The organism is Flavobacterium sp., from assembly GCF_017744675.1.
Taxonomy (GTDB): domain Bacteria; phylum Bacteroidota; class Bacteroidia; order Flavobacteriales; family Flavobacteriaceae; genus Flavobacterium.
Map to the genome: position 1 here is coordinate 601,228 of NZ_JAGIAV010000002.1, position 24,842 is coordinate 626,069.

General features: G+C 34.5%; 17 protein-coding genes and 2 tRNA genes. 8 read left to right on the plus strand and 11 right to left on the minus strand.

Annotation, left to right across the window (positions count from 1 at the left end; translation table 11 throughout):
* Positions 1 to 108 precede the first annotated feature (108 nt).
* Positions 109 to 1,905 carry a translational GTPase TypA gene (gene typA, locus J7574_RS08040; RefSeq protein ID WP_290966761.1) on the minus strand — a complete coding sequence of 599 codons (1,797 nt, stop codon included), beginning with the start codon at positions 1,903 to 1,905 and terminating at the stop codon, positions 109 to 111.
* Positions 1,906 to 2,073: 168 nt separating this feature from the next.
* Between typA and J7574_RS08045 the strand changes: the two genes are divergently transcribed.
* Positions 2,074 to 3,783, plus strand: a complete 1,710-nt coding sequence (locus J7574_RS08045) for a PAS domain-containing protein (protein WP_290966763.1) — start codon at positions 2,074 to 2,076, stop codon at positions 3,781 to 3,783.
* Positions 3,784 to 3,788: 5 nt separating this feature from the next.
* Positions 3,789 to 4,196, plus strand: a complete 408-nt coding sequence (locus J7574_RS08050) for a response regulator (RefSeq protein ID WP_290966768.1) — start codon at positions 3,789 to 3,791, stop codon at positions 4,194 to 4,196.
* A 206-nt stretch (positions 4,197 to 4,402) separates the two neighbouring features.
* Here J7574_RS08050 and rpsT read toward each other — a convergent pair whose 3' ends face one another.
* From rpsT to proS, 4 genes are all read right to left on the minus strand, one after another.
* Positions 4,403 to 4,654, minus strand: coding sequence for a 30S ribosomal protein S20 (gene rpsT, locus J7574_RS08055; protein ID WP_073417115.1), 252 nt, complete (start codon positions 4,652 to 4,654; stop codon positions 4,403 to 4,405).
* 154 nt (positions 4,655 to 4,808) lie between these two features.
* Positions 4,809 to 4,880 (minus strand) — tRNA-Glu (locus tag J7574_RS08060).
* A 45-nt stretch (positions 4,881 to 4,925) separates the two neighbouring features.
* Positions 4,926 to 4,997: transfer RNA gene (locus J7574_RS08065), tRNA-Glu, on the minus strand.
* A gap of 78 nt (positions 4,998 to 5,075) precedes the next feature.
* The gene (gene proS / locus J7574_RS08070) at positions 5,076 to 6,554 is read right to left on the minus strand and encodes a proline--tRNA ligase (protein ID WP_290966774.1); all 1,479 of its coding nucleotides are present in this window, start codon (positions 6,552 to 6,554) and stop codon (positions 5,076 to 5,078) included.
* Positions 6,555 to 6,656: 102 nt separating this feature from the next.
* Between proS and J7574_RS08075 the strand changes: the two genes are divergently transcribed.
* The 6 genes from J7574_RS08075 (at position 6,657) to J7574_RS08100 (ending at position 14,349) form a co-directional block, all read left to right on the plus strand.
* A complete protein-coding gene (locus J7574_RS08075) occupies positions 6,657 to 7,670 on the plus strand; it encodes a hypothetical protein (RefSeq protein ID WP_290966777.1) in 1,014 nt (337 codons plus the stop codon).
* A 40-nt stretch (positions 7,671 to 7,710) separates the two neighbouring features.
* A complete protein-coding gene (locus J7574_RS08080; RefSeq protein ID WP_290966780.1) occupies positions 7,711 to 9,294 on the plus strand; it encodes a transporter in 1,584 nt (527 codons plus the stop codon).
* A gap of 134 nt (positions 9,295 to 9,428) precedes the next feature.
* Positions 9,429 to 11,294, plus strand: a complete 1,866-nt coding sequence (locus tag J7574_RS08085) for a T9SS type A sorting domain-containing protein (protein WP_290966783.1) — start codon at positions 9,429 to 9,431, stop codon at positions 11,292 to 11,294.
* Between the two features lie 202 nt (positions 11,295 to 11,496).
* Complete coding sequence (rimO, locus tag J7574_RS08090; RefSeq protein WP_111289008.1) at positions 11,497 to 12,810, plus strand: 30S ribosomal protein S12 methylthiotransferase RimO; 1,314 nt, start codon at positions 11,497 to 11,499, stop codon at positions 12,808 to 12,810.
* 41 nt (positions 12,811 to 12,851) lie between these two features.
* Positions 12,852 to 13,415 carry a hypothetical protein gene (locus J7574_RS08095; RefSeq protein ID WP_290966791.1) on the plus strand — a complete coding sequence of 188 codons (564 nt, stop codon included), beginning with the start codon at positions 12,852 to 12,854 and terminating at the stop codon, positions 13,413 to 13,415.
* Between the two features lie 28 nt (positions 13,416 to 13,443).
* Positions 13,444 to 14,349: an N-acetylmuramoyl-L-alanine amidase gene (locus J7574_RS08100; protein ID WP_290966794.1), complete on the plus strand. Its 906-nt coding sequence runs from the start codon at positions 13,444 to 13,446 to the stop codon at positions 14,347 to 14,349.
* Between the two features lie 381 nt (positions 14,350 to 14,730).
* Here the strand turns inward: J7574_RS08100 and J7574_RS08105 are convergent, their stop codons facing one another.
* From J7574_RS08105 to J7574_RS08130, 6 genes are all read right to left on the minus strand, one after another.
* Positions 14,731 to 15,819: an outer membrane beta-barrel protein gene (locus J7574_RS08105; protein WP_290966795.1), complete on the minus strand. Its 1,089-nt coding sequence runs from the start codon at positions 15,817 to 15,819 to the stop codon at positions 14,731 to 14,733.
* Between the two features lie 608 nt (positions 15,820 to 16,427).
* Positions 16,428 to 17,396, minus strand: a complete 969-nt coding sequence (locus J7574_RS08110; protein WP_290966798.1) for a glycoside hydrolase family 5 protein — start codon at positions 17,394 to 17,396, stop codon at positions 16,428 to 16,430.
* Between the two features lie 9 nt (positions 17,397 to 17,405).
* Positions 17,406 to 18,638 carry a glycoside hydrolase family 27 protein gene (locus tag J7574_RS08115; protein ID WP_290966801.1) on the minus strand — a complete coding sequence of 411 codons (1,233 nt, stop codon included), beginning with the start codon at positions 18,636 to 18,638 and terminating at the stop codon, positions 17,406 to 17,408.
* A gap of 99 nt (positions 18,639 to 18,737) precedes the next feature.
* A complete protein-coding gene (locus J7574_RS08120) occupies positions 18,738 to 19,775 on the minus strand; it encodes an IPT/TIG domain-containing protein (protein ID WP_290966804.1) in 1,038 nt (345 codons plus the stop codon).
* A 19-nt stretch (positions 19,776 to 19,794) separates the two neighbouring features.
* Positions 19,795 to 21,393 (minus strand): RagB/SusD family nutrient uptake outer membrane protein, encoded by a 1,599-nt coding sequence (locus J7574_RS08125; RefSeq protein WP_290966807.1) that lies wholly within the window; start codon positions 21,391 to 21,393, stop codon positions 19,795 to 19,797.
* Positions 21,394 to 21,405: 12 nt separating this feature from the next.
* Positions 21,406 to 24,597 carry a TonB-dependent receptor gene (locus tag J7574_RS08130; RefSeq protein WP_290966810.1) on the minus strand — a complete coding sequence of 1,064 codons (3,192 nt, stop codon included), beginning with the start codon at positions 24,595 to 24,597 and terminating at the stop codon, positions 21,406 to 21,408.
* Positions 24,598 to 24,842: the final 245 nt, after the last annotated feature.

The window sequence follows — 24,842 nt, forward strand, 5'->3', positions numbered from 1 at the left end:
ATCCTAATCTCTGAAATTCCAAGTTCCAATCTTTGAGAATAATTTTATCAAAAAAAATCCCAAACTCCATACTGGAATTTGGGATTTTTATATTGAAAATTAATCGAATTAGATTTTATATCTTTTTCTATCAGTTTCACTTAAGTAAATCTTTCTTAAACGAAGAGATTTTGGAGTAACTTCAACATACTCATCTTTTTGGATGTACTCTAAAGCTTCCTCTAAAGAGAATTTGATAGCTGGAATAATTCTAGCTTTATCATCAGCTCCAGAAGAACGTACGTTAGAAAGTTTTTTCGTTTTAGTAACGTTAACTGTCATATCGTCGCTACGAGTGTTTTCTCCAATAACTTGACCTTCATAGATATCTTCGTTAGGATCAACGAAGAATTTACCACGATCTTGTAATTTATCGATAGAGTAAGGAATAGCTTTTCCGTTTTCCATAGAGATTAACGAACCGTTGTTACGCCCAGGAATTTCTCCTTTGTATGGCTCATATCCAATAAAACGGTGTGCCATAATAGCTTCACCAGCAGTAGCAGTAAGCAATTGATTTCTTAAACCAATGATTCCACGAGATGGAATGTTGAATTTAATGATCATACGCTCTCCTTTACCTTCCATAGAAAGCATTTCTCCTTTACGGATAGTAACGAATTCAACTGCTCTACCTGAAAGGTTTTCTGGCAAGTCGATAGTTAATTCCTCAATTGGCTCACATTTAACACCATCAATTTCTTTGATAATAACTTGCGGCTGACCAATTTGAAGCTCATACCCTTCTCTTCTCATTGTTTCAATAAGAACAGATAAGTGAAGTACACCACGACCAAAAACCATAAATTTATCAGCAGAATCAGTTTCACCAACTTTCATCGCTAAGTTTTTCTCAAGCTCTTTTGTCAATCTTTCACGAATATGTCTAGAAGTAACAAATTTACCTTCTTTACCAAAGAAAGGAGAATCGTTAATTGTAAACAACATACTCATTGTTGGCTCATCGATAGCGATAGTTTGTAAAGCTTCTGGATTTTCAAAATCAGCGATAGTATCACCAATTTCAAAACCTTCAATACCTACAACAGCACAAATATCACCAGCAACGACTTGCTCTACTTTTCTACGGCCTAAACCTTCAAAAGTGTGTAATTCTTTAATTCTAGATTTGATGATTTTTCCATCTCTTTTTACCAAAGAAATAGGCATTCCTTCTTTCAAAACACCTCTTTCAAGACGACCAATAGCGATACGACCTGTAAAAGAAGAGAAATCTAAAGAAGTAATCAACATTTGTGGAGTACCTTCAGAAACTTTTGGAGCAGGAACATTCGCAATAACCATGTCTAATAATGGCTCAATGTTTTGCGTTTGAACTTTCCAGTCATCAGACATCCAGTTGTTTTTTGCAGAACCATAAACCGCTGGGAAATCTAATTGTTCCTCAGTAGCTCCTAATTCAAACATTAGATCAAAAACTTTCTCGTGAACTTCTTCTGGAGTACAGTTTTCTTTATCTACTTTATTGATAACCACGCAAGGTTTCAATCCTAAATCGATCGCTTTTTGCAAAACGAAACGAGTTTGTGGCATTGGTCCTTCGAAAGCATCAACTAATAAACATACACCATCGGCCATGTTCAATACACGTTCAACTTCACCTCCAAAATCGGCGTGGCCTGGAGTATCGATAATATTGATTTTTGTTCCTTTATATTGAACAGAAACGTTTTTAGAAGTAATTGTAATACCTCTCTCACGCTCTAAATCGTTATTATCTAAGATTAAATCACCTGTGTTCTCGTTTTCACGAAATAACTGACAGTGATACATAATTTTATCAACCAAAGTGGTTTTACCGTGATCGACGTGGGCAATAATTGCAATGTTTCTAATAGATTCCATCTGTGATTTTTAATGGGCGCAAAGGTACACTTTATTTTCTAAAAAAAAACGTTTCTATCATAGTTTGCGTATATACAACCAATTAGTTAATATAAAACAGCAAAATATAGGTTTCAAAATGGCATTAACATACGTTTAATTATAGTTAAATTAACTATATTTGAGGTGATGAAAAGTAAAACTCTCCAAATTACTCTTATTTATACCATCATCTCGATAATTATGGCGGTTTTATGTCATAAATTACTCACAGCCTACTTTTCTTCATCAGAATATTTATATCTATCTTTTATAAAAGACATTGTTTTTATTCTAATTACAGGACTGGTTTTCAGGTTTATACTTTCAAAAAACGAAAAAAGAAACATAACCATCTTTGAAAAATTAAACCAAACCAACGAAGAAATAAAAGAATCAAATGAGAAATATGACATTGTAGCAAAAGCAACAAGCGACACTATTTGGGATTGGAAAATTCAAGAGGACAGTATTAATTGGAACAAAGGAATTGAAGGTGTTTTTGGTTATAACCCACAAGACGTGGGAAAAACTTCTAAATGGTGGTTTGATAAAATCCATCCGGAAGACAGCATCCGAATGTCAATAAAATTATATTCGTTTATAGAACAAAAAACCGAAAAGTGGCAAGATCAATACCGTTTTAGATGCGCAGACGGTTCGTATAAATATGTTTTGGATAGAGGTTTTTTATTAAAAGATGAAAATGGAAGAGCCATCAGAATGATTGGTGCAATCCAAGACATTACAAAACAGAAAGAAGAAGAACAAAGGTTAAAACTTTTAGAAACTGTAATTACACAATCTAAAGATTCTATTTTAATTACTGAAGCCAACTCTTCTGAAAGAAAAATACCGAAAATAGTGTATGTAAATCCTGCGTTCTCACAAATGTCAGGATATCAGTCTAATGAAATTATTGGAAAATCTCCAAACATTTTCAAAGGTCCTAAATCGGATTCTGAAGAATTGAAAAAGCTTTTAAGAGCCATAAAAAATGAAGAAGAATGCTTAATTGAAACCATTACTTACACCAAAAGCAAAGAAGAATATTGGGTGCGTTTTTCTATGATCCCTATTTTTAATAATGAAGGCGTGATCTCACACTGGATTTCGATACAAAGAGATATAACAGACGAGAAAAAGTTAGAAACAGAAAAAGAGCATTTAATTCGAGAATTAACACAAAACAATAAGGATTTAAAGCAGTTTTCTTACATCACATCGCATAATCTAAGAGCGCCACTTTCTAATTTAATCGGACTTTTAAATTTAATAGAAGACATTCCAATAGAAAATGAAGAGCTCCAAGAAATACTAGCCGGATTTACAAAATCAACTCATTTGCTAAATGAAACCATCAATGATTTGGTAAAAGTGATTATTATTAAAGACAATCCTTCAATGCAGAAGGAAGAAGTATCTTTAAAAGATGTTTTTGAAAACGTTTTTAGCCAGCTCTCTTTTCAGATCGAATTACACAAACCAATAATTAAGCTTAAATTTGATAAAGTTCCTGAACTTATTACAAACAAAGCATACATTGAAAGCATTTTGCTAAACCTGCTTACTAATTCTATAAAATACAAATCGGAGAACAGAAAACTAAAAATATCTATAATAGCAGAGCAAATAGACCACAGAACCATCTTGACCTTTAAAGACAACGGAATAGGAATCGATCTGGAAAGAAATCGTGACAAAGTTTTTGGCCTTTATCAAAGATTCCATAATTACCCAGACAGTAAAGGCTTAGGACTATATCTTGTAAAATCGCAGGTAGAAACAATGGGCGGAACAATCTCAATCGACAGTGAAGTCAATAAAGGCACTACATTTACAATAACATTTAAAAATTAATCATTATGCTTGAGCAAATTTTATGCATCGATGATGACCCTATCACGTTGATGCTATGCAAAAAAGTAATTTCAAAATCTTCATTTTCACATGAAGTGGTTACAGCTCAAAACGGTGAAGAAGCCCTTCATCATTTCAATGTATTGAAATACACTAATGATAAAGCAAAAAAAAGGCCTGAATTAATTTTTTTAGATTTAAACATGCCTATTATGGGAGGATGGGAGTTTTTAGATCATTTTACTTCTGCAGATTATAAAGAATTTAATACCGTTCCTGTAATCGTATTATCTTCAACCATCGACCCTGAAGACCTTGCAAAAGCAAAAAAATACTCTATTATAATTGATTTTCTTTCTAAACCAATTACACAGCCAATGCTGGAATACCTTAAAAAGAAAATAGACTTATAATATTCAAATTTTAAATTCCAATCTTTACCAAGAAGACCCCTATAGATTCAAACTTTGAATCTCTTAAAGATAAATTCCAAATTCCATTTTATAAAAATTGGCATTTGGAATTTGTTTTTTTTTTTGAATTTGGAATTTCCTTCAGATTGCATCATAAAAAAAGCCCTCTAAAAAGAGGGCTTTTGTATATCTAACAAATTGTATGATTACAATTTAGCAACGTGTTTCGTTAATTTAGACTTCAAGTTAGAAGCTTTATTATCGTGAATGATGTTCTTTTTAGCTAATTTATCAATCATAGAAATTACAGTTGATAATTTTGCAGTAGCATCAGCTTTATCAGTAGCTAATCTTAACGCTTTAATAGCATTACGAGTAGTTTTATGCTGATATCTGTTAAGAACTCTTCTTTTTTCGTTGCTTCTGATTCTTTTTAATGCTGACTTATGATTTGCCATTTTCTTTTAATTTTAGATGTAATAATTATTATAAATACTAGTTAAAAAAGAAAAACCTCCCACAACTGCCGAGGCAATCACTTTGGTTTTAACTAATAAAACAAAAACCGAGACACCAATTTTTGTTTTACAAAACTTATTTACAACTAATTTGTAGTCCGTAGGGGAATCGAACCCCTGTTACCAGGATGAAAACCTGGCGTCCTAACCCCTAGACGAACGGACCTCAATTCTCCTAGTTTGGAAACTTTTCAATATGTATTATAACTTGTAGTCCGTGGGGGAATCGAACCCCCCTTACCAGGATGAAAACCTGGCGTCCTAACCGATAGACGAACGGACCGTGCTTCTGTATTGCGGATGCAAAGATACATCTAATTTTTATTTACGCAACACCTAATGCAAAAAAATATATATTTTTTTAATAAGCCTTTGCAAAAAGCACTCTCTTAGTAGAAGGTTTCCCAGTAAACACGCAGGTTCCCGCCTCTTCTACAGCATCCAAAGGAATACAGCGAATCGTCGCTTTTGTCAATTCTTTTATCTTCTCTTCTGTCTCAGCAGTTCCGTCCCAATGAGCCGATAAAAAGCCTCCTTTACCTTCTAAAACTTCTTTAAATTCCTCAAAATTATTTACTTCCGTAATATGCGTATTACGATAATCTAATGCTTTCGTAAATAAGTCTGCTTGAATCTGTTCTAAAAGATCATTTACGTGATCCACGATTTTTTCGCTAGAAACAACCTCTTTTGTCAAATTATCGCGTCTTGCCACCTCAAAAGTTCCGTTTTCTAAATCTTTTGGACCAACAGCAATTCTAACAGGAACTCCTTTTAATTCCCATTCCGCAAATTTAAATCCTGGTTTTTGAGTTGTTCTATCGTCAAACTTAACCGTGATTCTCAATTTTCTCAATTTAGCTGTCAATTCATTAACTGCTTCTGTAATTTGAACCAATTGTTCGTCTGTCTTATATATAGGTACAATTACTACTTGTATTGGAGCCAAATTTGGAGGCAATACCAATCCTTGGTCATCAGAGTGTGTCATAATTAACGCCCCCATCAAACGAGTAGAAACTCCCCAAGAAGTTCCCCAAACATGTTCTTGCTTTCCTTCAGCATTAGCAAACTTAACATCAAATGCTTTTGCAAAATTTTGCCCTAAGAAGTGAGATGTACCAGCTTGCAACGCTTTTCCGTCTTGCATTAAGGCTTCGATACAATAAGTCTCATCTGCTCCGGCAAAACGTTCTGTTTCGGTTTTAAAACCTTTCACTACAGGAATTGCCATGAAGTTTTCAGCAAAATCTGCATATACGTTCATCATTTTCTCAGACTCTTCAATAGCTTCATCTTTTGTAGCATGAGCAGTATGCCCTTCTTGCCATAAAAACTCAGCCGTTCTTAAGAACAAACGCGTACGCATTTCCCAACGAACCACATTAGCCCACTGATTAATTAATAAAGGCAAATCTCTATAAGATTGCACCCAACCTTTATATGTAGACCAAATAATAGCTTCACTTGTTGGACGAACAATAAGCTCCTCCTCTAATCTTGCATTCGGATCAACCATTAATTTACCTGGTCTTTCCTCATCATTTTTTAATCTATAGTGCGTTACAACCGCGCATTCTTTTGCAAATCCTTCTGCATTTTTCTCTTCCGCTTCAAACATGCTTTTTGGTACAAACAAAGGAAAATAAGCATTTTGATGTCCCGTTTCTTTGAACATGCGATCTAACTCAGCTTGCATTTTTTCCCATATAGCATATCCGTATGGTTTTATTACCATACATCCTCTAACTCCTGAATTTTCAGCTAGATCTGCTTTTACAACCAGTTCGTTATACCATTTTGAATAATCTTCTGATCTTGTAGTAAGGTTCTTACTCATATTATATATTTTGGCACAAATTTTGTTTTATACAATTTTAACTAAATAGTTTGACAAAACTAACTAATTTTGTAATGTGCAACAATAAAAAACACCACAGATATGAAAACTTCACTTTCACTCCGCCAAAACTCTAATCATTTTTACTTAATTGGATTACTGAGTTTATTGCTAGCATCATGTGGTTCTTACCAAAATTCCTCTTATTACGATAATGATGGCGTTTATGGTGGTACATCAAATAAATATGTAGCAACTGGTACAAATAACCAGTACAAAGAATATTTCAGATCATTACAAGACGACAATCAGCCTACTGAAATATTTACAGACGTTGACAATTACACCAATTATTCAGACAGCACTCAAACTGCCTCAGTAGGCTATCCTGCATGGGGAAGCAGCGCAAGTTCTGAAGTTTCTGTAAATTATTACTCTACTCCAACATGGTCATTTGGCTTTGGATGGGGTTATCCTTATTATGGTTATGGCTATTACGGATGGGGCTATCCTTATTACGGATGGGGTTATCCAGGATGGGGCTACCCAGGCTGGGGTTATCCGGGTTGGGGATATCCATACTATGGCTACAACTACTCTTACAACTATGGAAGAAGAGGTTCTGCTGCTTATTACGGAGACAGAAACTATGCTTACAACAGAAATTACAGCACTGGTAGAGGATACACAACTAGCAGAGGCTATGCAACCGATAGAAATTACACTACCAATAGAGGAAGCTATACCACAAATAGAAATTATACCACAAATAGATCTAACAGCTATACTGACTTCAGAAGCTCTAATTTAAACAGAACAACAAGTCCGACATTTACAAATAGAAGATCTTACAGCAATGGTTCTGACTACAATAATAGTACGTATAGCAACAGAAGATCCTATAACAACTACAACAACAGCGGAACTACAAACAGAAGTTACACACCAAGCTATAATGGCGGTTCATCAAGAAGCTACACTCCTAGCAATAGCGCTCCATCAAGAAGCTACAGCCCTAGCAATGGTGGCGGAGGAAGCATGAGATCATACAGCGGCGGCGGTGGCGGCGGTGGCGGAATGAGATCTGGCGGCGGTGGCGGTGGAGGAAGAAGATAATTTTTCCTCACCCAAATTTTTCTAACTAAAACTCATCAAAATGAAAAAAATACTTTTCCTATTTATATCAGGACTAGCTGTCAGCGCGTCATATTCTCAAGAAGTTTCAGATGCACTACGTTATTCGCAAGAAAATCTTACTGGAACTGCACGTTATAGAGCAATGAGCGGGGCTTTTGGAGCTGTTGGAGGAGACATTTCGGCATTAAGCGTTAACCCAGCAGGGTCTGCTATTTTCAACAGTAATCAAGTTGGCATTTCGTTCAGCAATCAGAACATCAAAAACAATTCTAATTATTTCGGCACCCAGACTTCAGACAAAGAAAATTCCTTTATCCTAAATCAGGCTGGCGGTGTTTTTGTATTTAAAAACAATAACCCAAATGTTGGCTGGAACAAAATATCAATTGGCGCAACGTACGAAAACACTAATAATTTTAATAATCAAGTTTTTTCAGCTGGAACCAATCCAACCAATTCAGTTGATGCTTATTTCTTAGATTATGCAAACTACAGCAACGGTGGCGCTCCTGTTCCTCATGCATTAGTTAACACGCAAGGTAACGAAACTATAACCGACTTATATCAGGATCTAGGATCCAATTTTCCAAATGGCCAATATCCTAACTTGTCTGGTTTTTCAGCTCAACAAGCATTCTTAGGCTATCAAGGATACATTATAAACATTGATGACGTAAACAATCCTAATAGCACTTATTCGACAAACGTTCCAAAAGGCAATAACACCAACTATTATCAAACTAATGATATTTACTCAAGAGGCTATAATAGCAAGGCAAGTTTTAACATAGCAACGTCTTATAAAGACCGTCTATATTTAGGAGCAAACTTAAATGTACATATTACAGATTATAGAAGATCAACAAGTTTTTACGAAAGTAATAATGGCGATCTACAATCAAACCCAACCATATCGACCATAAGATTTAATAACGATTTATATACTTACGGGAACGGATTCTCTTTCCAACTGGGAGCAATTGGAAAAGTAACGGATAACTTCAGACTTGGTATAGCATACGAATCTAATACTTGGTATGAGTTATACGATGAGCTTTCACAAAGTGTCTACACTACAAGACAAGCTGCAAATGGGCCAATTTTGAATGCAAATGTAGCTCCTAATGTTGTAAACGTATATGAATCTTACACTTTACAAACCCCAGACAGATGGACTTTTAGTGCGGCATATGTTTTTGGAAAATCAGGATTATTAAGTATTGATTACGGCATAAGAAATTACGGAAACGCTAAATTCAAACCAAGTAGTGCGGGTTTTGGCGGTCTTAATAATGAAATTGACAATACTCTTACTAGTACAGGCGAACTTCGTATTGGTGGAGAATACAAAATCAAACAACTAAGCTTGCGAGGTGGATACCGCTATGAGGGAAGTCCATACAAAGACGGAATAACGGTTGGAGATTTAAACAGTTACTCTGGCGGTTTAGGATATAATTTCGGATCTACTAAGCTAGATCTAGCTTATTCTTACTTAGAAAGAAAATCAAATCAAGGTTTCTTTACAAGAGGGTTCACAGATGGAGCTAATATTACTTCGAAATTAAACAATGTTACTATGACTTTATTATTTGAATTGTAATTAAAAATCAAAATAGATGATTGAAAATTCCGTCAGGTTTTACTTGGCGGATTTTTTTAAATTTTTTCTTACAAATAATTATTAATTGTAGGTTTTTATACCTATATTAGGCGGTTAATTTTAAATTATTTGTCATGATTAAATTTAACTATCTAATTTTCTTATTGCTTTTGAATTTCACATTAATTTCAGCCAATAATAAATCAAATTCCGATCCAGATATCACTATCGAATTATTAAATGTAACCACCAATGGACAAATACTTCCGAATAACACTATTAACTTTAATGGAGTGGACGATTTGGTATTAGAATTTGACTTACGCACATCTTATACAGGAACAGTGGCTAAGTATTGTGAAGGCACAAGTTATGCTGCTTTTTACGAACCGAACGAATTCGATAATGAAACCGCTCAACATTATAATAATGGTGTTGAACCAATACAGCTTATTTGGTATCCTATAAAACTAGAGCATATAAATAACAATCATTATAGCTACACTTATAGAAAGAAATTGCTTTTTAAAAAAAGTACAGTATATAGTACAGGCTGCTCTATTGTTTTTACATATGGCCCCACAAAATTAACCTATAAAATTATTGGTGGCACTAAGACAGGAAAAGAGCCATATAGCCCATCTGTTGCAAATATCAAATTAACATCCCTTTCTTATAGTGATGGCTCACCTATAATAAATAATAAAATAATTGTTCCTGACTATGTCGGTAATGAAATTGGCACTCAAAGCATTAATTTGTCATTCGACTTTGATGTAAAATATGGTTCCCAATTTTCACAGGGATATTACCCGTCTTATATAATACAAATTAGACACGATGAAGGATACTCAACAAGTTTAATACCTCTATTTGAAAAAATAATAAGTACCGATAAAGGCACTGTAACAATAAAAAATTTGGTAATCAAATCTTCCGATTTAAGACCCAACGATCATTTAAGAATCTTATTTAATTTTCAAGAAGCAAGAGTTAATCTAGATTGGGCATTAATTAAGGGAAATAATGAAAAGCCAATCTTAAATAACATCATATCAGATAATCAAACGATAGCATATGGTCAAATTTGCAAACCTTTCACAACTCCATCTGCTCCATACATTGATTATTCAATTATATGCGATCGAAATGTAAGGACATGCCAAACATTGTATGATTATAGATATATAACTTCATTTCAATGGCAAACCAGAACACAAGGAACTAATTGGACAAACATTTCTGGAGCTACAGCAAAAGATTACTCTCCAAATAAACCTTTTACCGAAAACACCTACTATCGTAGATTAGCATACTTTGGCAATGAGCAATACAGCATAAGCAATACAACAGCAGTAATAATACAAGATACAAGTATTAGCAACAATATTTGTTGCGACCAGTCTTTACAATTTAAAAATAGTCAACCGCAACCGATAAATGGAAGTGCTATAAACACTGACTCATATACATATCAGTGGCAATATTCTAAAAACTTTAGAAGAAACGAATTTTTACCTTGGAATGACATTCTTGGAGCTACAAATCAAAATTATAATCATAACTTTACGGAAGATGCTATAACAAATGATGAAAAAACTCAATTTAGAAGAATCATAAAACTTAATTCCTTACCTATAAACATAAGTAATTCGGTTGTAGTTTCAAGATACTCAGTACTTGATTACACTCCAACACCATCTAGAAGATCTAGTTTACAATCACAATCATCAAACAATTTAGATCTTACAAACTTAAACGAGTTTGACATAAACAACTTATCAATCTATCCAAATCCAGCTTCAGATATTTTATCTATTGATGGACCTGTCAACATAGAACTTATAAAGCTATACGATTCTTATGGCACAAAATTAGACATCAACAAACATCAAAAATCTGCAAATCTAATTGAGGTAAATACTTCAAAATTACAACCAGGAGTTTATATCCTAAAAATTGACAACACGACTTATTCAAAAACCATATTAAAAAACTAGCTTATATTAATTTAGCAAAAAAATCCGTCAGGTTAGACTTGGTGGATTTTTTTTATCCTTTAAAAAATCTTTATTTTCTAATTCAAATTAAGATTATTAAGACATAAGCGGTGATAGCTTCACAAAAAACAGCCAAAACAAACCGCAAACTAGTGTGGTTTGAATAAAAAAAGTGTAATTTTGCACTCCAATTTATAAAAGTATGAGAACCAAGTCTTTAAAAAAGAACAAAATTAACGTAATCACTCTTGGGTGTTCAAAAAATGTTTATGACAGTGAAGTCCTTATGGGGCAGCTGCGTGCCAATGGAAAAGAAGTTGAACATGAGGCTCCTGCAGAAAAAGAAGGAAACATTATTGTAATTAATACTTGCGGGTTTATTGATAATGCAAAAGCAGAATCAGTAAACATGATTTTGGAATATGCAGATAAAAAAGACAGAGGACTTGTAGACAAGGTTTTTGTAACAGGATGTTTGTCTGAGCGTTACAGACCAGATTTAGAAAAAGAAATTCCGAACGTTGACCAATATTTTGGAACAACAGAATTACCGCAATTATTAAAAGCTCTTGGAGCCGATTATAAACACGAATTGCTTGGAGAGCGTTTAACTACAACTCCAAAAAATTATGCTTATTTAAAAATCGCTGAAGGATGCGACAGACCTTGCAGTTTTTGCGCTATTCCTTTAATGAGAGGTTCTCACGTTTCTCAACCAATTGAAAAATTAGTTAAAGAAGCTCAGGGTCTTGCTAAAAATGGAGTTAAAGAATTAATCTTAATTGCTCAAGACTTAACGTATTACGGTCTTGATCTTTATAAAAAAAGAAATCTAGCTGAATTACTAGAGGCTTTAGCTGCTGTAGAAGGAATTGAGTGGATTCGTTTGCATTATGCTTACCCAACTGGTTTTCCAATGGACGTTTTAGAATTAATGAAACGCGAACCGAAAATCTGCAATTATATTGATATTCCATTACAGCATATTTCAGATTCTATTCTAAAATCTATGCGTCGTGGTACAACTCAGGCTAAAACAACTCAACTATTAAAAGATTTCCGCGCTGCTGTTCCAGGAATGGCAATTAGAACCACTTTAATTGTAGGTTATCCAGGAGAAACTCAGGAAGATTTCGAAATTTTGAAAGATTTTGTTCAAGAAATGAAATTTGACAGAATGGGATGTTTTGCTTATTCTCATGAAGAAAATACTCATGCCTATTTATTGGAAGACGACGTTCCAGACGATGTAAAACAAGCAAGAGCAAATGAAATCATGGAACTGCAATCTCAAATTTCTTGGGACTTGAATCAAGAAAAAGTGGGTAAAGTTTTCAGATGTATTATTGACAGAAAAGAAGGTGCTCATTTTGTGGGACGTACCGAATTTGACAGTCCAGATGTTGACAATGAAGTTCTAATTGATGCCTCTAAGCATTATGTAAAAACAGGTGAATTTGTTAATATAAAAATAATTGAAGCAACAGAATTTGATTTATACGGAGAACCTGCTTAAATTTACACTGCGCTATTGCAAATTTTAGACAAAATACTTTTATGAAACCTACTCTTAACCTAATCGTTTTCGTTTTTACTTTATTCTGTTTCAACACTGTTTCTGCCCAATATGGCGGATATAATAATGGTTACGGTTATGGCAATGGCTATGGTGGTGGCTACGGAAGAGGTGGCGGAATGGGTATGGATAGAAGTATGATGGCTGGTCCGTCTCAAGGCACGCAAAGCAAACCAAAAGAAACACCTCCTGAAGAAATTGCTGCGTTGATCATTGAACAAATGAAACCGCAAGTAAATCTAGATGAGCTACAAGCAATTGCTATTTCAAATGTTTTAGCAGAAAGCATTAGAGAGCAAGGTATTTTATTGAAAAACGAAAGCAGCAGTCAAGATCAGAAAATTGAGCAGATTAAAGCTTTAAAAGAAAGTACAGATAAAAAAATCAGCGCTTTTTTAAATCCTGATCAAATTGAAAAGTATAAAACTTTCATGGATACTTTTAAAGACATGAAAAAATCTAAATCAAAGAAGAAAAAAGATAAAGATTCTAAAGAAGACTCAAAAGAAGTAAAAGACGCCACAGATACGAAAATTTCAGAATAATCGTTATTAACTTATAAAACAACGAATTATGACAAAAAAACTTTTTTGTTATCTGATTTTAGCTATTGCAATCAGTGCTTGTTCGACAAATCCGTACAAGAATACTGAAAAAGCTTATGATCAGCAGCTGAAAACTTTAGAAAACCAAATTACCAGCAAAGAAGCCAAAACAATTCCTGCAGTTTCGCCTGTTGTTATTGATACTTCCTATGCACAGCAGCTGAGAATTGTAAAAGATACTTTATCAAAAACAAACTCTACGTACTTACAGAACGGAATTAACACCGAATGGATTGGTACAGTAAATTTCAATTTAAGAAAACCAAGCTTTGTTATTATTCATCATACTGCTCAGGATTCGCTGCAGCAGACGATTAATACGTTTACAAAGACCAAAACTCAAGTAAGCGCGCATTATATTATTTCTGAAAACGGAAAAGTGGTTCAGATGCTTAATGATTACTTGAGAGCATGGCACGCTGGAAATTCTACTTGGGGAAAAACAACAGATTTAAACTCTTGTTCTATTGGTATTGAATTAGACAATAACGGTTTTAAACCTTTTACAGAAGCACAGATTAGCAGTTTAGTAGCTTTACTTACCAAATTAAAGAAGGATTACAACATTCCGACACAAAACTTTTTAGGGCATGCTGATATTGCACCAGGAAGAAAACAAGATCCGAGCGCTTTGTTTCCATGGAAAACCTTAGCAGAGAAAGGTTTCGGAATCTGGCCAGACGAAGTTCTAGAACCGGCTCCGTTTGATTTTAAAATTGAACCAGCCCTTAGAATAATTGGTTATAACACCAAAAACTTAACCGCAGCAATTCAGGCTTTTAAATTACATTATATTCAAACTGATGCTACTTCAGTTTTAGATAGAAAAACAATCGATACGATTTATTCGATATACAAAAAACAGGTTCAATAAAAACCTCATCAACTTAAAATAAAAAAGCGTTTCCTGATAAAATTCGGAAACGCTTTTTTTATTTCCATAGGGATATTCTTTTATAATGAGAAGACGCACTGCGCTGCGCCTCTATATAGAACTAGGATGGAGAGATATGAATAATGTAAGATTTAAGATCCCTCATAAAGAATAAAGAATATAGAACAAAGAATATAGAACAAAGAATATAGAACAAAGAATATAGAATCACAAACCTGAAACTTGACATTTGAGACCTACAGCTTCAAACTTGAAACTTGAAACTTGAAACTTGAAAACTTGAAACAAATAAAAAAGCTGCCAAAACATTAGAATGTTTCGACAGCTCCAAAAAAAAAAAAAAAATATCAATCTTTATCTCTAGAAAGAGTATGTTGTTGCAACCAAGGCAAAGAAGCTTCCGCCAGTTGGCAATGCGTTTTTATCTAAAAATATATCCTCAGATGCTGCGTCGTATCTTAGCTCAGGAATTATAGTCAATTTTCCAACTTTATAGTTTAAAGAAATGGTGTTGGCAAATACATTTGATCCTGCCAAAGTTCCTAAACTTGGAGCTGCATCTTTTGCATCAAAGTATTCCATTCTGTAAGCTAAAAGCAATGATGGTTTGAAAGTATAAGTAGCATATCCTACCAAAGAAAACCAGTCTCCATCTAAATTACTATCAAAATCGTTTGTTGTTTTAGCATATGTTGCATTTAATCCAAGCGCAAAACTATCACTAATTGTTTTAGACGCTGTTAAATCAAACTGCGTTTTATTTTCGTCTGAAACTGGAATCGTACTTCCCGGAATTGGGTTTGTACTTCCTGTTGTAAAATTCAAATAAGCGCTTCCTGTATCTCCGATATATCCTACTTGTCCGATGAACGTTTTTTGGTAAGATCCTGCATCCATAGCCGATTTAAAATCTGTTGGGTTGGTTACTCCTAACATTGCTGTGAATTTACCTGAAGTATATTGCGCTTTAACTCCAGTATTAAAAAATGGTCCGTAAGAAAAGGCATAAGACATGCTGTAGTTTTTATTATCTACTGCATCTAATACCTCATATCCGATATGGGTTCCGAAACTACCCGCTACCACTTTAAATTCATCAGTCAAATTGTATGTAAAATACAATTGCTTAATCATAAATTTTGAACTTGCATCTTTATCTGGCGTCTCATTATATGAAAACTCTGCTGCTCTTTTTCCGAAACCTAAGTCAACAAAAACAGATGCTTTTCCAAAAGTATGGCCTGCTTCAATCGATGCCATTCCTAATTCGAATGAATTCTGTGAGTTGGTAAAGCTCGTTAATCCATTCATTTGTTTTGAAAAATCATATTTATAGTACGCATCTGCAGAACCTCCCCATGTGGTTGCTGGAGTAGCGGTTTCTTCTTCTTGGGCAAAGGCAAAAGAACTTGTTAACATCGCGGCTAAAATGTGAAATGCTTTTTTCATGTTTTAATTTGGTTTTTAGTTATTAATTGATTCTGGTTAGTTAATCTTTTATATATCTATTTAATAGCATAAGTCATTTCTAAAACCTTCATGTGCCCCTCAAATCATCATCATTTTCATTAGCGAATTTATTAACTTTTGTATGAGTAGAACAATTCAAAAGGGCTTTTTTGACGTTTTAGGCGAAGAATTACGGATTACAAAAATTAAATCGCCTATAATCAAAATATGATATTTATCGATATTTTTTTTTGAAAATTCAATAACGCATTTTCATCAAAAACTCAAAATTTAAACAGGTATTTCAAAAACAAAACAGATAAAAACTACAAAAATCAGCCAAAAAATAACTTAAAATAAATATCACCCCCTAAAATTTTAGGGGGTAACAATAAAACAAAATAAAAACAACACATACAAAGGCTTGTTGATACAATTTCAAAACGCATTTTCAAGCAAGTAAATTATTCCTACAAAAAACAACCTCAAGTAGCAGTAGCCGAGCATTAATTCTAACTCTATATTTACACCTTATAATAAGTATGTAAAAAACAAAGAAGCCTGTTCAAAATGAACAGGCTTCTTTGTTTTGTTAACTATAAAATAGGCTATTCTTCTGTATTATATTTTCTTAAATATTCACGGACTTTAATTCCAGATTCTTTTAAATCTTCATCTTTCCACTTTCCTTCAGATTTTGCTGATTTTTTCAGAATAGAACAAGTCTCATCTTTATCTGATACCGACCAAGTAATCCAGCTTAATTTTCGCGCTTCCATCCAATCTATATATTCCTGCCAGGCTTTATAATTTAGAGGTCCGTCTCCAGAAGCTTCCATTCCAGCCGATTCTGAAATAAAAACTGGCAATCCGCTTTTTATTGCCCTATCGGTTCTATCTCTTAATTCTTTTCCGTGTGTCGCGGCATAAAAATGCATGGTATACATTATATTGGTATAACCTCTTATCGGATCTTCGGCAGGCAGATCAATATCTTGATCCCAATGCGGACAGCCGACTAATATTATATTGTTTGGGTCATTCTCTCGAATAACTTTAATAACTTCTTCAGCATAGTTTTTCACTTCCCACCAAGTTTCATAATCTGGCTCATTGAAGACTTCATATATTATATTAGGATACTTGGCATACTTTTTTGACATCTCTGCAAAAAACGCTGTAGCTTCTTTGAGGTTTACATTATGACTATGCCAATCTATAATTACATAGATATCCGACTTTATAGCTCCATTTACGACAGCCTCTATTTTTTCTTTAGAAAACTGCGGATCCTTTATATAGGAGTAATCTCCCAATTCGATTCCCATGGCGGCGCGAACTACATTACAATTAAAATCCTTTTTTAACCAGCTTACTGCTTTTTCATTATAAAACCTCGGCCACATGCTATGCCATCCAAAACTTAAGCCACGCAGCACAATTGGATTATTTTCTTTATCTACAAGCTGAGTTCCTAGAACACTTAATTGCCCATGTTTTTTCACAAATTGTGCTTTTGAAACATTTACAGATAGCAAAAGAAGAAAAGCAGCATACCAAACTTTTGATTTCATCATGTATACGGTTTAAGGAATTAATTTTAAGGTCACAACATCGTGAGAAGCTATTTCGGTCGTAAAAACTTTTTTAGTATTTCCGATTTCTTTGTTTTTCCAAAGATCCTTTATTTTATAAATGGTTTTACTAAAATCGGCTTCATATCCAAAATCGGCATCTTTGATATTATTTTTCTTCCAATCGAAATTAACCTTTTTTGAAGTTTCGGTCCTATTTACAAAACTCACTGCCCAAGCTCCATCAGAAAGTGGTTTTACCCACACTTCTACTCCATCTAATATAGTGTATTTAAATCCTTGGATTCCCAATTTATCCTGATTTACCGAAAGCAATTCTTTATTAGTTAAAATTGCCAAGGTTTCTTTAGACATTTTACGGTAATCGTTTCCTGTAAATAAAGGCGACGAAAGCATGCACCACATTGCAAAATGCGTTTTATCTTCGGTATCGTTCATTTCGTTTCCAACTTCCATCATATCAAAATCATTCCAATGATCTGGTCCAGAATATTTACGAATATCTTTTCTCATATCGGCAATTTTCATAAATCCCCAAGAAGACCAATTTTCTGGATGTTTAAATTCGCAATCAAAACACGGATAAATATCTCCCGAAATCCTCCAAAGATTTCCAACAGGTTTCCCCCACTCCCACGGCTGATTATCTCCCCATTCGCAAAGACTAAAAACAATTGGCCTTCCAGCAGTTTTTAATGCATTACTCATTGTTGTGTAGGCTTCTTTGGCCGTAATTCCTTCTGTATTGCACCAATCGTATTTTAGGAAATCAATTCCGAGCTTTGCATAAAACCTAGCGTCCTGATATTCGTAACCTCTCGTTCCAGGATAGCCTGCGCAAGTTCTGGTTCCTGCACAATTGTATAGTCCGAATTTTAAACCTTTACTATGCACATAATCTATAAGCGCTTTCATTCCGCTTGGAAATTTCCCTGGATCAGGCACTAGATCGCCGTTTGCATCGCGCTCGTGCGTCATCCATCCATCATCTAAAACAATATAATTATAACCTGCCGCTGCTAATCCAGACGAAACCATAATATCGGCGGTTTCTTTTACCAATTTTTCATTGATATCTGTTGCAAAAGTATTCCATGAATTCCATCCCATAGGTGGCGTCATGGCAAGACCTTCAAATTTTCCTCCTTGTTGTTTGTGAGTATTTCCTTGGCTGAAACTTAAAACTGAAAAGCACAGAGAAAACAATAAAATTATTCTTTTCATAAAATTAAATTTAAATATATTACAAAAAAGCATTCCCTAATTGAGTAGATTAGGGAATACTTGAAACAAAACTAAAACTAAAACCAATCCTAAGATTTTTTATTTTAAAACAAATCCCATGTCATCCATAAGAATTGTATTTCCTCCAAAATTTCCAGATTCCTGAAGTGTCAGCTGATCAAAGGTTGTTGGATTTCCAATGTCAGAAAACGGAATCTCAATTGTAGTCCATTTGTTAGTTAATGGCTTTTTAATTTGATAAGCCCATCCACCAAAAACAAATATGACACTGGCATCTGCATTTGTAGAAACACTTTTTACTTTTACTCTAAAGGCTTTGTATTTAGAAACATCTCGCGAGTTAAATTTCATATCAGCGCCATTCCATCCACCAAAAACAAATTTAATTGCTGCTTGCCCCTGTACGACATCATCTTTAAAGTTAGTATCAAAAGTATCGCTTCCGCTCCACATCCAATGTCCAGCATCACCTTGAATAACATCATCATACAATGCTGATCCAACTGCCTCTTCAGATGTAGTAGTTCCTGAAATATTAGTAACGCTTACATATTTATCCGCAGAATTTGCCGGCATTTTAAATTTAATCTCTGTTAATGATGACGAAACTATCTCTGCCTCTGCAGTTCCAACCTTAACTACAGGATCAAGGAAATAATCTCCATAAATGGTAACAACATCACCGTCTGCTGCATTTATAGGATTATAACTTCCAAATTTAGGTGTTGGAGGCGCTATAACAAAATCGTATAAAACGGTTCCTTGTTTTGTAACCAGTTTCAGTTTATTGCTTGCATCTGCATACGGAGTCTTTTCATCTATTAGAACAAAAATCGCTGTATCGGTAACCAGCGTCGGGTTAAAATAGGTATCAAAATCATTAAAGTAGATTTTTGTTACACCAGAAAGTCCTTTTCCTTGAATAATATAATAGTTTTTAGGATCTCCAACTGTAACCGGAACCAAATCGCCTTCAACAGATTTTGCCACACTTGTAATGACTGGCGCTCCAGAACTTCCAGAAGAATCATCATTATCACAAGAAGAAAACACTCCCAGTACCATAAATGCCATTGCAATGAGAGGCAAAAGGTAATTTATTTTTATATTTTTCATATTAGTCTAATTTTAGGAATTACTTAAAAGTATATGGAACTGGAGCCTGCAATAACTTAGGGTTTTTAGCCACTTCGTTATCTGGATAGTCCATATAGAAATCATTTGTTGCGTGATCTTCACTATAAACTGGCGTATAGTAGCGCTCTCCATATCTGTCTCCTCTATTTTGCGCCGACATAATAGCGATTGCTTTCGCTTTGTCTATACGCCCTAGATCAAACCAATAATCTCCTTCAAAACATAATTCTTTTCTTCTTTCCAAAAATATATCATCAAAAGTAATTGAAGTTAAAGCGGCTAAACCAGCTCTCTTTCTTACTGCATTGATTGAACTTAAAGCAGACGCATCTGAAGTGCTTGCCCCTCCCGCTAAAACTGCTTCAGCATGAATTAAAAGCAATTCTGCATAACGCATTACATACGTATTATTATCCATCATTGCCCATGCATCTGCCTGACCTGTTACATTTCCGTTAACCACGCCAATACAATATTTTTTAATTGCACCGCCAGATGCCTGAGCAAGATCTTTACCTGATGGAACAGTAAATCCTATTCCTTGTGTAGTTTTAATATTTGGATAAGTGTCACCTCCAACCATTACAGTTTCATGCTTTCTTAAATCTCCGGCATCATATAAAGAAAGTATAACTTCTTGGCTTGGCCCAAAAACTCCTGCATAGGATGCATTTGAAGTTGACAATGTGCCGTCTTGGAATCCGAATTGCGTGTTACAGTTATTTGCAGAACCATAAGCTCCGTCTCCTTTCCATTGAAGAGCAAAAATCGATTCTTCATTATTATTGTTTGCATATGTAAACAAATCTCCAAAACTTTTTTCTGGAAGCTGGTCTCCTCCTAAAAGCTTGAACTCCCCGCTATTGATAACATCTTCTGCCATTGCCCTTGCTTTTGCATAATCTTTTTGATACAAATACACTTTTGCCAGCATTGCTTTTGCAGAACCTTTAGAAACATGTCCGTTATTTGCATAATTAGCCCCTCTGTTTTTTGCCGCCAATAAGTCAATTGCCTTTAAATAATCAGATGTAATTAATTTATAAATATCTTCAACTGGATTTGTATTTACATAAGGATTACTCGTATAATCCAATGGGTTTTCAATAATGGGCACTGGCCCCCAAAGCCTAACCAAATCAAAATAAGCAGTAGCTCTCATAAAATACGCTTCTCCAATAGTATTATTAAGGACATCTTTAGAAACGCCTGGCCCTACCCTTGCAGCAAGAAAGTTAATAATCATATTGGACTGCTGTACATTTGCCCACAAAGACGACCAGCCATTTACTAATTCTGGATCACTTCCATTTAAAGAGAAAGTTCTTAATCCGCTCACGTCAGGAGAACCAGAATACATATTTCCAGATCCTACTTCTAGTGCCCACCAGAATTTATTATACATCTGAAACCAAGTTCTGCTATACATACCATTTGTAGCCGATGATACTTGGTCATCTGTGCTGTAATAGGAATCCAAACTTATTCCATCTTCAGAAGGCCTGTCAGTAAAATCGTCCTGACAAGATCCGAAAGTCAAAAATGCCAAAGCCATAAAAAGCAGGCTATATCTATTTAAAAAAGATTTCTTTTTCATTTTTCTTTAATTTTAAAATTCTAGGTTAAGTCCAACTAAAAATGTTCTGGCTACGGGATATCTTCCGTTGTCAATTCCTGATAAAAGCACATTCTGATTAAATGAACCAATCTCTGGATCGTAACCTGAATAATTTGTAAACGTATACAAGTTCTGAGCAGATCCGTACAATCTTAATCTTGAAATTTTATATTTTGAAATTACATCTTGCGGCAAAGAATACCCTAGTGTAATATTCTGAATTCTTAAATATGATCCATCTTCAACATAACGATCTGAAATAAGAAGGTTATTATTTGAAGAGTCTGCAATTGGCCTTGGATTATTACTTGATGTATTTGTTGGAGAATAATAATCCATTGCCTCCACTAATTGGTTATCATATAAAGAAGCATTCGTTGTACCGGCTCTTCTTGTCAAATTCATAACATCATTTCCGTACGAACCTTGAAGAAAAATAGAAAGGTCTACGTTTTTATATTTGAAATTGTTTGTAAATCCGTAAGTGAATTTTGGGTGCGGATTCCCGATAAAGGTTTTATCATTTGCATCAATTTTCCCGTCTCCATTTACATCTACATATTTAACATCTCCCAAAGCTGTTTCCCCAGCACCTGTTCCGACCGCTTGACCAAATTGAAGCGGCGCATTATCTAAAACGGTTTGATCTTTGAAGATTCCATCTGTTTTATATCCGTAGAACAAACCTATTGGATTTCCAATTGTAGTATTGGTCACTACTACCGGCTGATACCCATTAGTATTAACCTCTTGAGTCAATACAATTCCGTTAGCAATTTCGTCTAGATTATTTTTGTAATGAGAAACAACCAAAGATGCATCCCAATTAAAGTTTCCTGAAGATCTTAAATCGTATCCAACTGTAATATCATAACCCTTATTACTCATAGTTCCTAAGTTAGAGTATGGAGCAGAAACTCCTCCGTACTGACCTCCACCACCTGTTAGATATAAAGGCAACGGTACTTGAAATAAGAAACCTTTAGATTTTTTGTCATAAACATCAAAACTTGCAGAAAGCTTATTATTCAGCAATGTAAAATCAATACCTAGGTTAGTCTGATTCAAAGATTCCCAAACTAAATCTGGATTCGGATAATTTGATGGCAAAAATCCGCTTCCTAAACCTGAATTTTGCGTTCCTAACATTGCAGAGTAACTGTTATTTGGAATCTGCTGGTTTCCGGTTTCTCCATACCCAACTCTAAATTTAATATTATCTATATACTTACGAGTTCCTTCCATAAAAGACTCGTTAGACAATTTCCATGAACCAGAAATAGCATTGAAAACCCCCTTTTGGTTATCTGTAGTCGGATCAAATTTAGACGAAACGTCCTGTCTGATAGAAGCTGTAATACTATATTTATCATTAAAGTCATAAATAACACGAGCAAACAAAGATGAAAGTGAAGCACTTCCTTTATATTGCGTAATAGTGTTATTATCAACATCAGCTAAATTAATGGTGTGAATTGAATTTGTTTTAAACCCTTGAGCAGACGCAATCAAACCTTCCCAATGAGAATCGTTTGCCTCCTGACCTGCCAAAAGGGTAATTTTGTGCTTGCCAAAACTTCTATCGTAAGTCAGTAAATTTTTAATATTTGTAGAATACCAGTTTTGTCTCCTTACATCCAAATCTGCCAATAAATTTACCTGGCTTCCCCATGCGTACGATGGTCTGAAATCATCATTCTCAGAAAACTCCGTATTTGCGGCGATTTCAATGCGATATTTCAATCCTTTAACGATATCTGCCTCAGCATAAACATTTCCTAAGAAATTTTTTCTAACCAATTTATTTTCTCTGGTTAAAGCCTCAGCAACAGGGTTATAATAGGTAACACTCTGTTCAGAAGATGGCGGACCTGCAAATGAGCCATCAACATTTCTAACTGGAATATCAGGAGATTGCAATAATGTATTTGAAATTAATCCCGAATAACTTTGGTTCACTGTAATTCTTTCATTTGTAATACCTCCTGTTAGATTTCCGCCAATTCTTAACCAAGATTTAATTTTTGAATCCAAATTCAATCTAACAGTATATCTCTTTAATCCCGAATTGATAATAGTTCCTTCATTATCTAAATAACTTCCAGACAAATAATAGCTTGTTCCATCTTTTGCTCCTGAAAATGAAAGCTGATGACTGTTTGAAATAGCCGTTCTATATACTTCATCCTGCCAGTTTGTTCCAGGCCCTAATAATTCTGGATGAGAAAACTCCTGACGGGTCTGAAATCCCCATAGTTTAGCCAAATTGGTTTTTAAAGTTGCATATTCGGATAAATTTAAAACATCCAATTTGTTACTTATTGTCGCAAAAGAGGTGTAGTTCTCATACGATACTTTTCCTCCACCTTTTTTACCTGATTTAGTGGTTATAATGATAACACCATTTGCACCGCGAGACCCGTAAATTGCAGTTGCCGAAGCATCTTTCAAAATATCCATCGATTCAATATCGTTTGGATTAATCATTGACAATGGACTCATAGCTGTATTACCGCTTCCTCCAGAGGCAGAAAACCCATCCTTACCTGCCAAGGTCTGCCCGCTGGTAGATTTACCTGTTGCATCTCCAGAAATTGGCACCCCATCAATTACATACAAAGGCTCATTTGTTCCTGTAATGGAAGTCGTACCACGCACTCTCACAGAAGCTGCACCACCCGGCTGGCCTGAGTTATTTGTAACCGAAACCCCAGCAGCTTTACCTTGAAGCATCTGATCTATAGAAACCTGTTTTAAGTTTTCAATATCTTTGGAACGAACAGAAGATATCGCACCGTTTACATCTTTCTTTTTCTGAGTTCCGTATCCAATTACAACAACTTCTTTTAAGTCTTCTGAAGACGGTTTTAAAGAAATATTGATTTTAGTTTTGCCGGCAATGGCAATTTTTTGAGAATCAAAACCGATAAATGACACTACCAAAGTCCCATTTGAAGGGGCATCAATACTATATTTACCATCAAAGTCCGAAGATGCAGTATTTTTAGATCCAACAACAGAAATGTTGGCTCCAGGAATTGTCATTCCTTTATCATCAGATACAGTTCCCGAAACCTTTACCTGAGCAGTAATAAAATTACTAGTCAGTAACAAAAATAATATCAAAGGAACAGCTGTGTGGTCAGCCATCCAATGAATGAAGCTAGTCATTAGTTTTTTCATAATAAGTGTTTGGTTAGTTAAATTTGTTTATTGCTTTAATCTAAAAGTAAAATGCCAGGGTAATTTTTACTTTCAAACTATGCAACAAATCTATAACAGGGAAGATTATCAAATCGATAGTATTATATCATTTAATGATAATATTTTTACTAGAAGCGAATAAAAAAACACATATCAAAATAAAACGATATAAATTTTAAATTATTCGCAATAACAACCCTCCAAAAGAACACAACCAATGAATA

What these genes read in the sequence shown, in the direction of transcription:
- typA (WP_290966761.1), bottom strand. Translation starts at nt 1,905, where the DNA reads ATGGAATCTATTAGAAACATTGCAATTATTGCCCACGTCGATCACGGT.
- J7574_RS08045 (WP_290966763.1), top strand. Translation starts at nt 2,074, where the DNA reads ATGAAAAGTAAAACTCTCCAAATTACTCTTATTTATACCATCATCTCG.
- J7574_RS08050 (WP_290966768.1), top strand. Translation starts at nt 3,789, where the DNA reads ATGCTTGAGCAAATTTTATGCATCGATGATGACCCTATCACGTTGATG.
- rpsT (WP_073417115.1), bottom strand. Translation starts at nt 4,654, where the DNA reads ATGGCAAATCATAAGTCAGCATTAAAAAGAATCAGAAGCAACGAAAAA.
- proS (WP_290966774.1), bottom strand. Translation starts at nt 6,554, where the DNA reads ATGAGTAAGAACCTTACTACAAGATCAGAAGATTATTCAAAATGGTAT.
- J7574_RS08075 (WP_290966777.1), top strand. Translation starts at nt 6,657, where the DNA reads ATGAAAACTTCACTTTCACTCCGCCAAAACTCTAATCATTTTTACTTA.
- J7574_RS08080 (WP_290966780.1), top strand. Translation starts at nt 7,711, where the DNA reads ATGAAAAAAATACTTTTCCTATTTATATCAGGACTAGCTGTCAGCGCG.
- J7574_RS08085 (WP_290966783.1), top strand. Translation starts at nt 9,429, where the DNA reads ATGATTAAATTTAACTATCTAATTTTCTTATTGCTTTTGAATTTCACA.
- rimO (WP_111289008.1), top strand. Translation starts at nt 11,497, where the DNA reads ATGAGAACCAAGTCTTTAAAAAAGAACAAAATTAACGTAATCACTCTT.
- J7574_RS08095 (WP_290966791.1), top strand. Translation starts at nt 12,852, where the DNA reads ATGAAACCTACTCTTAACCTAATCGTTTTCGTTTTTACTTTATTCTGT.
- J7574_RS08100 (WP_290966794.1), top strand. Translation starts at nt 13,444, where the DNA reads ATGACAAAAAAACTTTTTTGTTATCTGATTTTAGCTATTGCAATCAGT.
- J7574_RS08105 (WP_290966795.1), bottom strand. Translation starts at nt 15,819, where the DNA reads ATGAAAAAAGCATTTCACATTTTAGCCGCGATGTTAACAAGTTCTTTT.
- J7574_RS08110 (WP_290966798.1), bottom strand. Translation starts at nt 17,396, where the DNA reads ATGATGAAATCAAAAGTTTGGTATGCTGCTTTTCTTCTTTTGCTATCT.
- J7574_RS08115 (WP_290966801.1), bottom strand. Translation starts at nt 18,638, where the DNA reads ATGAAAAGAATAATTTTATTGTTTTCTCTGTGCTTTTCAGTTTTAAGT.
- J7574_RS08120 (WP_290966804.1), bottom strand. Translation starts at nt 19,775, where the DNA reads ATGAAAAATATAAAAATAAATTACCTTTTGCCTCTCATTGCAATGGCA.
- J7574_RS08125 (WP_290966807.1), bottom strand. Translation starts at nt 21,393, where the DNA reads ATGAAAAAGAAATCTTTTTTAAATAGATATAGCCTGCTTTTTATGGCT.
- J7574_RS08130 (WP_290966810.1), bottom strand. Translation starts at nt 24,597, where the DNA reads ATGAAAAAACTAATGACTAGCTTCATTCATTGGATGGCTGACCACACA.